The following is a 12,792-nucleotide window of genomic DNA, read 5'->3' as shown; positions in this document are numbered from 1 at the left end:
CCCCCGGGCGCCTGGTCAGTGGAGGCAGAGGCAGAAGGGGTGGCCGGCCGGGTCCGCGTACACGCGCCAGTTGGCTTCCGGGCGGAGCTGGTCCGTCCGCTCCAGCAGGGTCGCGCCGAGGGCCAGCGCCCGCTTCTCCTCCCCTTCGAGGTCGTCCACGTCGAAGTCCAGGTGCAGCTGCTGCGGGTAGCGCCGGCCCGGCCATTCGGGCGGCCGGTAGCCCTCCACCCGCTGGCAGGCCAGCGGCGTGCCCTCGAAGCCGTGCACCTCGACCCAGCCGGGGTCCTCGGGGTCCGTGACGACACGGCCACCGAGCAGGTCCGCGTAGAACTTCGCGAGGCGCACCGGATCGGCGCAGTCCAGTGCGATCGCCTGCAGCTTCCGGATCACTTCCGACACCCTCTCGTCGTGGCCGCCGCTCCACGACGGCCCCCGTACCGGAGCAGTCGTACCCCGCTCCGCCCGTCGTACGCCGCGTCCCCGAGGCCGCCCGGCATTCGAGTGGCGGGCGCATGGCCGGTGGCGTGGCTTCCGGGGGTGAGTGGTGGAACACATGACGGCCACGTCGACGACGGCGGGCGCGGCGCCGCCCGGTGGCGTACGGTCGCCCGCGGGCCCGCCCCTGTACGTGTCGGACTACGGCAACGACCGGGTGCTGGCCCTGCCCGCGGCCGGCGGCGACCAGGTCACCGTCCCCTTCGACGGTCTGGTGCGGCCGACGGGCCTGTCCTGGGACTCCGCGGGCCGGCTCTACGTGTCGGACACCGGCAACAACCGGGTGGTGAAGGTGGCCGGGGCCGACGGTACGCAGAGCACCGTACCCGTGAGCGGCCTGAGTTCCCCGCTCGGGCTCGCGCTCAACGGCGCCGGCGGCCTGTACATGGCCGACGGGTTCGACAACCGGGTGATGCGCGTCGGCGAGACGGGCGGCGGACGGGTGACGCTCGCCTCAACGGGCCTCAGCTTGCCGTTTGACTTCTGATGGCAGCGGGTTGGGCCGGCGCCCGCCTGCGCAAGCCAGGACTTCTGTCGCCGAGGAGTTCAGAAAGATCGTGAACACGGACGACCTGTCCACAGAGTCGATGCAACCGGTACGGACAAGCTCTTCCCCGGCCTGCCGCAGGATGTCGACAGAGGCGGCAAGGCCCTCGATCGTGTGGCCGTGCCGAGCAGCTGAGCGGATTCGAAGCCCGAACACCCCCGCGTGCCGGATGGCAGGGACCAGACCGTCCCAGACGGCGAAGGGACCCCCGGCCGTCAAGGCATCACGGGCAGGCCCGCATGCCGCGGTCTGTTCCCGAAGCATGGCGATGAGGTCCTCGCGCGTCACGCTGTGCGCCGGTGCCCGTACGACCCAGTCATCGCCCGCGTGTGACAACTGCAGTACCTCTCTGGTGCCAGTCCGAGTGCTTCGACCTGCTTCCTTCGCAGGCCATCTGGTGCCGACGGTGACAACTATCGAGCCTCGGCTCAAGCGGGTGCCGCATCACGGCAAACGGATACCAGCTTCGCGGTGCCCGATTCTGGTTGGGATGATGGTCCCGTGGCAGAGCCGACCTTTCGATACCACCCCGATCCGCTGGCCTCCGGGTCCGCGTTGCGCACCGACCATGTCTGCAGTGTCTGCGGCACGAATCGACAGATCCGCTATCTAGGGCCTGTCTACGGTCGGCAACCTGATTCCCTCTGCCTCCACTGCATCGACTCCGGGGCAGCGTCACGGGCCCTGAGCATCTCAAGCGGAGGCGATGAGCACCCCGACATGGCTGCGATGTTCAGCGATGCCGTTGACGTCCCCGACGACGTACCGCTGTCGGTCGTCGAAGAAATCACCCGACGCACGCCCGGCTTTGCGGGTTGGCAGCAGGAGGCCTGGCTGTACCACTGTGGCGACGGCGCGGCATTTCTCGGCCCTGCCGGATATCGCGAGCTTCAGGCCTACCCCGAGGCCCTCGCCATGCTCCGTGAAGATCACCAGCGTTACGGCTGGTCGCCGGCAGATACCGAGGAGTTCTTGCGGGGGCTGGACCGCACTGGCGAGCCAACCGCTTACCTGTTCCGCTGCTTGCACTGCAACACGAGCCTGGCATCTTGGGACATCGGCTGACAGGTGAGCCCGTTCGGGTCCGCCGGCCGTTCCCACGGCCGGCGGAGATCTGCGATGAGGGGACGGGCGAGGCGGAACTGTGCGTGGGCGGCCAGGACGAGCCAGGTCCAGCGATCGGCCGCAGAGGAGTCACGGAGCGTGGACCGGGTCCAGCCGAGGGTCCGCTTGAGCAGGCGGAAGGTGTGCTCGACATCGAACCGCCGCAGGAATGCCCGCCAACACCGATCGACGTCCTCAGAGGTGGCTCCGGTGCCCGACCACCACAACCAGACCGGCTTGTTGACCCCGCCGCTGGGTAGCTTCTCCACGGTCAGACTGACCACGGTGCCCTCGGTGATCGGCAACGGCCCCGTCGTGCTTCCCCCACACGGCCCTGCGGGTCAGACGAGGGTGGTCCGAGCATGTGTCGGCGTCCGGCCGAAGCCACGAGGACACATCCACCGCGAGCACGAGGCGCCCGTCGGCGGCCCGGGGCAACGGCACTCCGACCAAGGACCGGCGCAGCAGGGCGACGTCGATCTGGCCCTGATTCAACCCGGCGTACAGGGCACCGTGCCCACGCCGATGCTCGGGCGCCAGAGCCAGGTCCACGAGCGTACGGACCGGACCGTCGGTGGACAGCAAGGCGTCGCACAGCTCGAAGAGGGCGTCGCCCCCGGCGAGTAGGGACTCGTACAGCTCGGTACGGAACGCCATCACCGCCGCGAACGCGTCTCGTTGGACCCCGTGCTCGACCTGTTCCAAGATCCGGCCTCCACCGCCGCGCCACTCCTTCCCGCAGGATCAGGCCCCAGGCCCACGGACATGCCGTGAACAGGAGAAACCCCGAACAGTTCGAACCCCGTTCGACGGCGGACCAATAACGACAAGCTCAGCTTGTTCTTTATCTTCTGGCACTCCTGAAGTGGTGCGGGCAGAGTGGGCGGCATGAGAGACAGTTCCGGCTCTGTTCCTGTGGACGTAGATGACCGTCAGGTGATGGAGCACATACTCGGTCGTCCCTTGAGCCAGACATGGCCGGCGGGTGCGCTGGGGCCGGGTAGCCGGGTCGTGGTCGTTCGCGCCCTGGACTGGGATGGTCCTTGGCAGGCCGAGTTTGCCGGAACGGTCGATGCCCTGGGTGCACCCGAACCCAACGAACATGCCCAGGCGCTTGATGGCGAGCTGCTGTACTGGGTCACCTTCGACACCCCTCAGTACGACAGCGACGGGAACGGCCCCTATCGCAAGGCCCAGATCTGGGGCCGGTACCTGAGGACCGAGTCAGAGCCCGAAGGATAGACGTTCCACAGACCATGTTGTCGCGCTCGAATCGTCTGTCGAACTGGGTCGCTCACCTGGGGGTTCGTCGGACGTGGGGGCGGCCTTCGTCTGATCACGTGCTCCGACCAAGGTGCACGTGACTACGACGAAGGCCGTGAGGTGAGTCTGCTGCCAGATGCTGTCCGGAGGGAAGCGTTCGCGAAAGCGTCACGCTTCCGGGGAGACTTCTACGAGTGCCTGACCGCCCGGCGCGACGAGTTGTTCGAGCTTGCCGACGCCGTGTTGTGTGCGGACGGTGCGGTGAAGTCCCCGGTGGACCTGACATTGCTGCCCGAGCACCGCCGTGGGCACGGAGCGGTGTACGGCGGCCTGAACCAGGGCCGGATCGACTTCGGCCGGCTGCGAACCGTGCTGGCCGGGCTGTCGCTGCCACGGTTCGAGGGCGGGCGCCTGGTCCTGGCGGTCGATGTGTCGCCGTGGCTCCGCTCGGACGCGCCGTGCTCAGCGGAGCGGCTGTTCTGCCACGTCTACGGCCGGGCGAAGACGGCCTCGCAGTTCATCCCGGGCTGGCAACAAGCACGGGCCAGAGTTCCGCTTCAACAAGCCGGAGACCTGGCCCGAGCCCGCGATCACCACGGTCACCGACACCACGAACTACGGCACGGCCGAGACTAAGGCGTGGGACCGGGTCCACCCCCGGCCACCCACCGCTCCTCCTGGCTCGACCACGACGGTGAACTCCCAGTGGTCGAAGGGACGCTGATGCGGTTGAAGGTCGAGCATCTGTCGAAGGACCGGGAGGCCCCGCCGGTGTGGTTGTGGTCCTCCAAGACCGGCGCCACCCCGGACGATGTGGACCGTTTCTGGCAGGCGTTTCTCCGCCGCTTCGACCTGGAACACACCTTCCGCTTCGCAAAGCAGACCCTCGGCTGGATCACCCCGAAACTCCGTACTCCCGAGGCCGCGGACCGCTGGACCTGGATCCTAATCGTGGCCCACACCCAACTCCGGCTCGCCCGGCCTCTGGCTGCGGACCTCCGTCGGCCCTGGGAGAAGCCCGCCGCATCCGGCCGACTCACCCCGGCCCGGGTCCGCCGCGGGTTCAGGAACATCCGCGCTCACCTCGCCTACCCGGCCCGTGTCCCCAAACCCCGAGGCGCCGGCCCGGGACGGCCACCCGGCGTCAAGAACAGACACCAGGCACCCCGCTACGACGTCGGGAGAACCGTCAAACGGCCCGAGACCCTCACGGCCATCGGCAGCCCGGAAGATCTTGGTAGATAAAGAACAAGCTCAGTACCTGTTCCTAAAGCCCATCACCGATCTAAAGGGCCAGGACGTGGGATCTTCTGCATCTGTCAGGGTGAACCAATCGGTGATGGCTACCAAATGCGTTGCCGGGCGGCATGTCGCGCACCAAGGCATGGCCTTATGCAGCTAGTTTCCACCTGCTTGTCATGACCGAACGCGATCATAATCAGGGAGACTTCGTGCACCGTGCAGGACGGTTGATCACAGCTCTGACAGTGGCGGCGGGCGCGCTCGTCATCAATGTGTCACAAGCTCACAAGGCCCAAGCCGACGGTCTCCTGGACGGCCTCCTCGGCGGCGGCATCCTCACGCAACAACTGTGCACACCCGTCCAGTCAGGTGTGGGCAACCAGTTCACCGCGCCCCAAAACACCCAGTGCAACCAGGGCGCGTCGTCCTCGACCACGACCCCCGCGGGTGGCGGCATCACCGGCTACGAGGTGGTCCAAGGCGATGATTTCAGTCTCCTTCCGGGCGAGACCGACAGCGCTGCCATCTTCTGCCCCGCGGGTAAGCGGCCCCTTAGTGGTGGCGTGCAGGCTGGTGGCGGAGACGTCGACAACCTCCGTCTGATCTATTCCTACCCACACCAGATCGATCCGACGGAATGGGTTGTCGGGGTGACCCACGAGGGCGGCCTAGGCGCGGCTCAGGGTAACTTCTTCGTCATCTGTGCGAACGTCGCCGAATGACACCGCGGACGATGCATCGACCCCGCGGTCCGGCGGTCGGTTAATCTCGATCTTGCGTGAGGGCCCGTCAGTCTCGTGCCGCCATCCAGGCCCTGTACCAATGCCTGGTTCCGCGTCCGTCTCCGGCAGGCGTAGCCCCAGCGTCGGGGCATTGTTGTACTCCGCGTACAAGTGTACTTGTGCTTCGTCCTCTCCAGGAGTTCGCTGGAGCCGCATGGTCCGCTGGAGAGGAACAGGTCCGAGATCCGCTGAGTACCTGATCCTGATCCATCATGGCAAAGGGTGTGGTGGAGTGGGCGGGATGGCGTCCCACGGAGTGGTGTAACGGATCTTGGCTGGGAAGTGCGCCGTTCGTGTGCCCTCACGTGCATCAACTGCTGGCGAATGCTCCCTCAGAACGGGGCAGGCCGTCACGCAACTGTCCTTGGTGAACTGCCAGTTCGCTCCAAGGGGGCCCGGTGGCCTTGTCCCAGCATGACCTACTTCGCCTGTCGCCCTTGCGGATCTGAGCCCGCCCCGCGGTGTGAAGATCGGCGGGTCCTGGGGCCGCGGTTGCAGCACCCGGCTGCATTCATCTGGTCCGCGAGATGATCCGAGAACACGGCCTGGACGAGTGCCGGCTTCCTGCGGACTCCGCTGGTCCGGCAGCGTAAACAGGAGGACGGCCTGCTGGGGATCGTGTCAGAGTCGCCTCATGTCGACCGATGTTGCTTACCCCATCTTCCGCTCGCCTGACCGTAACCTGGCCCTGCATGTGGCCTGGCAGATGGTGGCGTTCGGTGGGCAGTCCTATTCCGACGTGTCCGTGGACGCCACGGTACCCACCCTGGCCGAGGTTAAGCGGCTAAGAGAGGCTTTGCCGGATTCCTGGTTCACCTGCTGGCAGAGAGGCATGGCCGCGGTCCCACCTACCGATATACCCGATCTGTTCCGTTCGGTTCCCGCAAGAGAACTTCCCGTCGACAGTCCCGGCCTGGATGAATACCTGCCGCTTTCCGTCTCGATGCTGGACCAACCTGTGGGAAGTATCGAGGATCACTTCGCCACCGTGGTGGGCCCCTACCCGGCCGAGATCCACTGGGATTCGATGTACTGGCCAGACGCGCCGGAGCGCGGCCTGCGCGGTGAGGCGAACAACGCCAAGGTCACGCTCCTGCTCCACTGCGCCGATCGCGGACTCGATATCCAGGCCGATACACACACGGTCCTTGTCCACGTTCGGCGGCGCAACGGTGATGGTTACGAGGACCGCTTCGCGCAGTGGCTTGCCGAGCAGATCGGCCAGAAGATCATAGGACCCCCGCAGCACCCGTAAGGGAAGATCACCGGCGAGGTCGACGAGCTGCTGGCGTTCTACGACTTCCCCGCCGAGCACTGGGTCCATCTCAGGACAACGAATCCGATCGAGTCGACCTTCTCCACTGTGAAGCTTCGGACCAAGGTCACCCGCGGCGCCGGCAGCCCGGCCGCGGCCCTCGCGATGGTCTTCAAACGCGTTGAGTCCGCCCAGGCCCGCTGGCGCGCGGTCACCGCACCGCACCTCGTCGCCCTCGTTCGAGCCGGCGCCCGCTTCGAGAACGGCCTCCTCGTCGAACGAGACGAGACCCTCGCAGCGTGATCCACCTCAACTGAGGGCCACCGACGAAATGTGCTGACCTGCGCTGATGGCTTCGGTCACGTATGTGGGATCCCGAGCTCGTCGTGGGGCGGCCATCAGGGCCGTTGTCACAGGCGATTGGCAAGATTGCGGCCATGAATGTCACTCCTGTCACTCCGCCACGGCCGATCGACGTTGTCGCGGTCTTTCCCCAACTGGCTCCGCTGGCCCGCACGGCGACCCGCCTGCACCCCCGCCCCGGGGCGCCGACGTGGCACGACAGCTCGATCGGCGGGCCGCTGCTGTGGCCAGCCGAGGAGCCGTGGCCGCACTGCGAGGAACCGCATGTGGTGGACGGCATCAACCCAGCCCGGTCCCCGGCGGATCTGCGGCTAGAACGACGGATCTTCGCCGCCTCGCACGGCCGGGAAATGACTCCGGGGGAGCGGGAGACTCTGGCGCGGATCCGACCCCCTCAGACGTATCCGGTGAAGGTGGCGGTCCAGCCGTACGAGGGCCCCATAGCGATGCTGCCCGTCGCGCAACTGTACGTACGGGATGTGCCCGATCTGAGCCCGCCGGAGGGCAAGGACCTGCTGCAGGTTCTGTGGTGCCCTTTCGATCATCCGATCATGCCCAGGACCCTGCTCTTCTGGCGTTCGGCAGCCGCCGTCACCGACGTCCTCGACACGCCCCCCGAGCCGCCCGCAGTGCAGTTCGACGGCTATCTACCGGATCCGTGCGTACTCGAACCGGAGCAGATCACCGAGTACCCCGACCATCTGGAGCTGAGCGAAGAACTGCGGAAGCAGATCGAGCAGTGGAGTGTGCCGCAGGCAGCAGAGGAAGACCTGACCGCGGACACGTACTACGACCTTGTGCTGTCCAACGCGCCCGGCTGGAAGGTGGGCGGCTGGGCTGGCTGGAGCTCTACCGACCCCAGCCCGCAGCACTGCTCCGAGTGCGGCACCGGCATGGAGATTCTGATGACCGTCGCCACGTTTGAGGAAGGGGACGACGACGCGAACAGCTGGTCACCGCACCCCCACCCAGGCGCTGGACCGTACCCCGGCCACCGCGGCTACAACGCGACCGGCGTCCAGATAGGTAGCGGCTACCGGCAGCACCTGTTCGTCTGCCCAGCCGAGCCCGAGCATCCGCACATCGAGTTGATGACGTAGTCCGTCCGCAGTGTGCAGCCGGGGCATCATGGTGCGGGCATGCCATGACGCCGGGTGGCCACGAGGCTCAGGGTCCCGAACAACCGACGGAGTACGTTGACCTGCAGGAACGTTACCTTTGACGCGTGGAGTGCCCGCGCAGGTGGGCCAGCATGCCCTTCCACGACGGTCGGTAGGGCACGAACGTAGGCACATCCTGACGGTGCCCGACCGGCCCCTGCCTGCGTTACGTCACTCGGTAAGGCCCACTTCTTCGGTGCCTCACTGATCCACAGGTCTTGACAATTGCTCACATCAAGGCCCGCGTCGACCATCAGATCGTGTCCCAGCCCGTGGTCATCGCGACCGGTGTCACCGAGGACGGCGGCCGTGAAGTCCTCGGTGTCATGGTCGGCGACAGCGAGACGGAAGCCTTCTGGACCGAGTTCCTCCGCTCGCTGCGCGAACGCGGCCTGAGCGGTGTCCGCCTGGTCATCTCCGACAGCCACAGCGGACTGGTCAAAGCCATCCGCAAGGTCATGATCGGGGCCGGCTGGCAGCGCTGCCGCGTTCACTTCGTCCGCAACGTGTTCTCCGTCATCCCGAAGGGGTCCGCGGAGATGGTCGCCGCGAGGATCCGCACGCTCTTCGCCCAGCCCACCGCCGAAGCGGTCCGGTCCCACCTCGACACCGTCGCGGACATGCTCGGCCGACAGTTCCCCAAGGTCAAAGAGATGCTGTTAGAGGCGAAGGAGGACCTGACCGCGTTCGCGGACTTCCCCAACCAGCACTGGAAGAAGATCCAGTCGACCAACCCGCTCGAACGGCTGAACCGGGAGATCAAGCGACGCTCCGACGTCGTCCAGGTCTTCCCGAACACCGCCGCCGTCACCCGCCTGGCCACAGCTGTCCTCGTCGAGCTCCACGACGAGTGGATCGCCTTCCCCCGCCGCTACCTCTCCGTCGAAAGCATGGACAGCCTCTATCCGGACAACACCACCTGCCTGCCCGATACCACCGAATGATCAGCTACACCACGCCAAGGGACATGACCGCATCCGGGCCCGGGCATCGGCAAGTTCCTGTCGGCGCTGCTGGCTCCCTCTGGTTCACGGCTTCCCGGGGCGACGGACCACGGCCCGGCGTGGGGCGATGGGGGTCGGGCCGGCGTCGCCGCCGACGGCCTTGCGGACCTGGGGATATGGAACAGCCACTCAACACCCCGACGGGTCTCGCGGTGCCCCCGACGGGGGCCCGCCTGGGGCACGGCGAGGAGCGGCAGTGGCCTTCCTCACCGGACCCGCCGTGACCGCCCGGCAGGTAGGTAGGTAGGTAGGTAGGTAGGGCGAGTCAACAGCCCCCAGGGCGGGGCCGGTTAGTCTTGTGATCATGGCCTTGCGACCCGATGAGTTCTACGACCACGCTCGTGCGGCAGCGGATGACGGGCTTCGGCTCCCGCTGGCGAGGATGACCGGATGGGACATCAGCCCCTTCGAGCCGGACGGTCTGCGCGTCTCCGTGCTCCGGCCGCCCGTCGTCCCCGAGCCGCCGCGGCACGGCGAGGATCCGGCGGACTGCGACGAGTGCCGCTCCCGCGACGAGGGCATCTGGCTCGACGACCGCTGGCGGCTGGCCCGGATACCGGGTGTGGGTGTGCCCCTGGTGCTGATGCTCTACCCGCGCGACCACTACGACATGGCCGACCTGCCCGACGAACTCGCCGCCGAGCTGGGCGTGCTCACCACGCACGTCGTCCGCCACGTGCAGGCACTGCCCCACGTCAGCCGGGCCCACGTCTACCGCATCGGGGACGGGTCCGCGCACCTGCACGTGTGGTTCTTCGCCCGGCCCGAGGGACAGGCCCAGCTGTACGGGTCGTGGCTGCCCGTCTGGGACGACCTCCTGCCCGAGTACCCGGCGGACGTGGCCGACGCGGACGCGGCCGCCGTCGCCGAAGCCCTGGCCGCCTCGTACGGAGGCCGCACGCGCCTCTGAGGTCCGCCGCAGGGCGTGCTTCGGCCTGGGCCCCGGCCGTACCCCGCCCCGCCGGGGGCGGGTGGAGCGGGGGTTAGGGTCGTGGTCATGGGGGACAGCATGACGCGTGTGAAGCAGTGCAAGCAGTGCCGGCGGCCGCTCGACGGGCGCCGTTGGGGGCGCCCGAAGCGGTTCTGCAGCCGGTGGCACCGGGTGCGGTACTGGCTGGAGGAGCTGGGCGAGATCGTGCTGGGTTAGAGGTCGTCCCGCCCCCGCCCCCGCTCCGAACCGCCCGGCTCCGAACCGCCCCGCGAGGCCGCCCGCCCCGCGAGGCCGCCGCCCTTCCCGGCCCCGGGCCCGCCGGCGGCTTCTGCCGGGACGGGAAGCCGCTCGCCTGGCCGAGCCGCCTCTGAGGCGGCATCGCCTCGCTCCGGCTCCGGCCACGGTCGTTCCCGTCCCGGTCGTGGGCGGTGCAGCCTCCTCGGCTGCGGTCAGGTTCTCGTCAGTTCCCCGATGGTGGCTCCGCGCTGTTCCGCCCAGTTCTCCAGGGTCACGCGGCACGCGTGGTCGAGGTGGCGCAGCCCGGAGAGGTCGAGCTGCACGGGCCCGGCGGGGAGCGCTTCGAGCGTCTCCAGCATGTGGGGCAGCCGCAGGAACGTCGCGGAACCGGTGAGGGTGACCAGGAACCGTCCGTCGGTCGTCTCGTGGACGTCGAGGTGGACGTGCGACGTCTCCCAGGCGCTCTTGACCACGGCGAGGGCGATGCCGAGGAGGACCCCTTCGAACATGCTCGTCGTGACGATGGCGACCGCGGTGACGGCCAGGACGACGGCTTCGCCGCGGTGCGAGCGCCACAGGGGCAGCAGGTCCCTGAAGGGGATGAGCTTGCAGCCCGCGTGGACGAGCACCCCGGCGAGGGCGGCCAGCGGGATGATGCCGATCGCAGCCGGGAGGAGGACGGCGAAGAGCACGAGCCACAGTCCGTGCAGGACGCGGGAGAGCTTCGTCCTGGCGCCGGCCTGCACGTTGGCGGCGCTGCGCACGATGACGGCCGTCAGGGGCAGGGCTCCCAGTACGCCGCAGATGGCGTTGCCGGCGCCCTGCGCCATGAGCTCCTTGTCGTAGTCGGTCCGCGGACCGTCGTGCATCCGGTCGACGGCGGCCGCGCTGAACAGGCTCTCGGCCGACGCGATCAGGGCGAAGGCGATCACCGTGCCGAGGGCGGCGAGGCTGCCCAGGGCGGCGAAGTCGGACGTCCCCGGCGGCTGGATGACGGAGAGGAGCCCTTGCAGCTCGACGCGGGGCACGGACCAGCCGCCGGCCCAGGTGACGGCCGTGGCCAGGGCGACGGCGGCCAGCGGGGCGGGGACCGTCTGGGCCTTGGCCGGGAGCTTCTTCCACAGGACGAGGACGGCGATGGTGGCCGCCCCGACGGCGAACGCGGTCAGGGCCGCGCCGGAGGTGGCGATCTCCACGGCCAGGCGTGGCAGGCCCGCGATCTTGTCGATTCCGGAGCGGGGCTGTTTGACGTCCGCCATCGTGTAGAGCTGCCCGAGGATCAGGACCAGTCCGATCCCGGCGAGCATTCCCTGGACGACCGCGACCGTGATCGCGCGGAAGAAGCGGCCGAACCGGAGTGCACCGAGGCCGAGTTGGAGCAGGCCGGAGACCAGGACGATGGCCCCCAGGGCACCGAGGCCGAACTCCTGGACGGCCTCGAAGACCAGGACGGTCAGTCCGGCCGCGGGGCCGCTGACCTGGAGGGAGCTGCCGGGCAGGCAGCCGACGACCAGGCCGCCGACGATCCCGGTGACCAGGCCGAGTTCGGCGGGCACTCCGGAGGCGACGGCCACTCCCACGCACAAGGGGAGGGCGACCAGGAAGACGACCACGGAGGCCAGGACGTCGCGCCGCATGTCTGCGGGCTTCTTGAGGGTGGCAAGCATCAGCGGGTTTCCTCGCACGGCGGTAACGGAAGGTGGGGGGTGCCCGGAGGCCCGTGGGGCGGGCGTATCCGGGTCACAGGGCCCGGAAGGACCGGTCGTCCGGCCGGTACTCCTTCACCGCCCCCGTGTGCACCTCGTAGTACCAGGCGTGCACCGACAGGGTGCCGGCCGCGACGCGTTCCGCGACGCAGGGGTGGGTGCGCAGCCGCTCCGACTGCGTGACCAGGTGGCTCTGGACCGCCTCCGCGAGGTCCGGGGAGCGGGGCGCGCTGGTCACGGGCTGGGAAGCGGCACGCTCCAGCCAGCCCTGCACGGCGGGCAGGCCGGAGAGGTCGCCGCCGCCCACCAGGGCGTCGACGGCCCCGCAGTGGGAGTGTCCGCACACGATGACGTCGCGGACGCCGAGCACCCGTACCGCGTACTCGATGGTGGCCGTCTCCGCGGAGGGGTCGTCGTGGCTGTACCGGGGCACGATGTTGCCCGCGGTCCGCAGTTCGAAGAGCTCGCCCGGACGGGCGCCGGTGATCAGGGACGGCACCACGCGGGAGTCCGAGCAGGTGATGAACAGCACTTCGGGGCTCTGCCCGGCCTCGAGGGCGCTGAATTCGTCGGCGCGGTCCGCGACGTGCGCGGTGAAGGACCGGACGTTGTCTACCAGGGATTTCATGGTGGCCTTTCTCCTGCGCCCACGGGAGTGGCGGCGGGCGCGGTGTGTTCAGGTCATCAGGGGAAGGCGCGGCCG

Annotated in this window: 11 protein-coding genes and 4 pseudogenes; 11 read left to right on the top strand and 4 right to left on the bottom strand. The window is 68.4% G+C overall.

Going from position 1 to position 12,792, the window contains the following annotated elements; all coding sequences use genetic code 11:
- Positions 1-15: 15 nt before the first annotated feature.
- Entirely contained in the window at positions 16-390 is a 375-nt protein-coding gene (locus AC069X_RS21015) for a VOC family protein (RefSeq protein ID WP_478730156.1), read from the bottom strand.
- A gap of 163 nt (positions 391-553) precedes the next feature.
- Between AC069X_RS21015 and AC069X_RS21010 the strand changes: the two genes are divergently transcribed.
- Positions 554-982 (top strand): NHL repeat-containing protein, encoded by a 429-nt coding sequence (locus tag AC069X_RS21010; protein WP_478730154.1) that lies wholly within the window; start codon positions 554-556, stop codon positions 980-982.
- Positions 983-1,513: 531 nt separating this feature from the next.
- Positions 1,514-2,107 carry a CbrC family protein gene (locus tag AC069X_RS21005; RefSeq protein WP_478730152.1) on the top strand — a complete coding sequence of 198 codons (594 nt, stop codon included), beginning with the start codon at positions 1,514-1,516 and terminating at the stop codon, positions 2,105-2,107.
- A gap of 2 nt (positions 2,108-2,109) precedes the next feature.
- Here the strand turns inward: AC069X_RS21005 and AC069X_RS21000 are convergent.
- Positions 2,110-2,803, bottom strand: a pseudogene (locus tag AC069X_RS21000) (transposase); the annotation flags it as partial.
- A 282-nt stretch (positions 2,804-3,085) separates the two neighbouring features.
- Here AC069X_RS21000 and AC069X_RS20995 point away from each other — a divergent pair.
- From AC069X_RS20995 to AC069X_RS20955, 9 genes and pseudogenes are all read left to right on the top strand, one after another.
- The gene (locus tag AC069X_RS20995; RefSeq protein ID WP_478730150.1) at positions 3,086-3,388 is read left to right on the top strand and encodes a ferrous iron transport protein A; all 303 of its coding nucleotides are present in this window, start codon (positions 3,086-3,088) and stop codon (positions 3,386-3,388) included.
- 147 nt (positions 3,389-3,535) lie between these two features.
- A pseudogene (locus AC069X_RS20990) lies at positions 3,536-4,654 on the top strand (transposase).
- 173 nt (positions 4,655-4,827) lie between these two features.
- On the top strand, positions 4,828-5,373 hold the full coding sequence (locus tag AC069X_RS20985; protein ID WP_478730148.1) for a hypothetical protein: 546 nt from the start codon (positions 4,828-4,830) through the stop codon (positions 5,371-5,373).
- 694 nt (positions 5,374-6,067) lie between these two features.
- Entirely contained in the window at positions 6,068-6,688 is a 621-nt protein-coding gene (locus AC069X_RS20980) for a hypothetical protein (RefSeq protein WP_478730147.1), read from the top strand.
- Between the two features lie 3 nt (positions 6,689-6,691).
- Positions 6,692-6,991, top strand: a pseudogene (locus AC069X_RS20975) (transposase); the annotation flags it as partial.
- Positions 6,992-7,125: 134 nt separating this feature from the next.
- Entirely contained in the window at positions 7,126-8,151 is a 1,026-nt protein-coding gene (locus tag AC069X_RS20970) for a hypothetical protein (protein WP_478730145.1), read from the top strand.
- Between the two features lie 293 nt (positions 8,152-8,444).
- Positions 8,445-9,155: pseudogene (locus AC069X_RS20965) on the top strand (IS256 family transposase); the annotation flags it as partial.
- 442 nt (positions 9,156-9,597) lie between these two features.
- Positions 9,598-10,125, top strand: coding sequence for a hypothetical protein (locus AC069X_RS20960; protein WP_478730143.1), 528 nt, complete (start codon positions 9,598-9,600; stop codon positions 10,123-10,125).
- Positions 10,126-10,224: 99 nt separating this feature from the next.
- Complete coding sequence (locus tag AC069X_RS20955) at positions 10,225-10,362, top strand: hypothetical protein (RefSeq protein ID WP_478730141.1); 138 nt, start codon at positions 10,225-10,227, stop codon at positions 10,360-10,362.
- A 233-nt stretch (positions 10,363-10,595) separates the two neighbouring features.
- Here AC069X_RS20955 and AC069X_RS20950 read toward each other — a convergent pair whose 3' ends face one another.
- Both AC069X_RS20950 and AC069X_RS20945 read right to left on the bottom strand, forming a co-directional pair.
- Entirely contained in the window at positions 10,596-12,050 is a 1,455-nt protein-coding gene (locus tag AC069X_RS20950) for a SulP family inorganic anion transporter (protein WP_478730139.1), read from the bottom strand.
- Between the two features lie 73 nt (positions 12,051-12,123).
- Positions 12,124-12,717 carry a carbonic anhydrase gene (locus AC069X_RS20945; protein ID WP_478730137.1) on the bottom strand — a complete coding sequence of 198 codons (594 nt, stop codon included), beginning with the start codon at positions 12,715-12,717 and terminating at the stop codon, positions 12,124-12,126.
- Between the last annotated feature and the right edge of the window lie 75 nt (positions 12,718-12,792).

The sequence above is a fragment of the Streptomyces sp. NPDC043896 genome, from assembly GCF_056435605.1.
The sequence above is the reverse complement of the archived record's forward strand: the minus strand, read 5'-3'. Positions and strand labels throughout refer to the sequence as shown.

Coding starts and splice junctions, on each gene's coding strand:
- AC069X_RS21010 (WP_478730154.1), top strand. CDS start 554: ATGACGGCCACGTCGACGACGGCGGGCGCGGCGCCGCCCGGTGGCGTA.
- AC069X_RS20995 (WP_478730150.1), top strand. CDS start 3,086: ATGGAGCACATACTCGGTCGTCCCTTGAGCCAGACATGGCCGGCGGGT.
- AC069X_RS20985 (WP_478730148.1), top strand. CDS start 4,828: ATGACCGAACGCGATCATAATCAGGGAGACTTCGTGCACCGTGCAGGA.
- AC069X_RS20980 (WP_478730147.1), top strand. CDS start 6,068: ATGTCGACCGATGTTGCTTACCCCATCTTCCGCTCGCCTGACCGTAAC.
- AC069X_RS20970 (WP_478730145.1), top strand. CDS start 7,126: ATGAATGTCACTCCTGTCACTCCGCCACGGCCGATCGACGTTGTCGCG.
- AC069X_RS20960 (WP_478730143.1), top strand. CDS start 9,598: ATGACCGGATGGGACATCAGCCCCTTCGAGCCGGACGGTCTGCGCGTC.
- AC069X_RS20955 (WP_478730141.1), top strand. CDS start 10,225: ATGACGCGTGTGAAGCAGTGCAAGCAGTGCCGGCGGCCGCTCGACGGG.
- AC069X_RS20950 (WP_478730139.1), bottom strand. CDS start 12,050: ATGCTTGCCACCCTCAAGAAGCCCGCAGACATGCGGCGCGACGTCCTG.
- AC069X_RS20945 (WP_478730137.1), bottom strand. CDS start 12,717: ATGAAATCCCTGGTAGACAACGTCCGGTCCTTCACCGCGCACGTCGCG.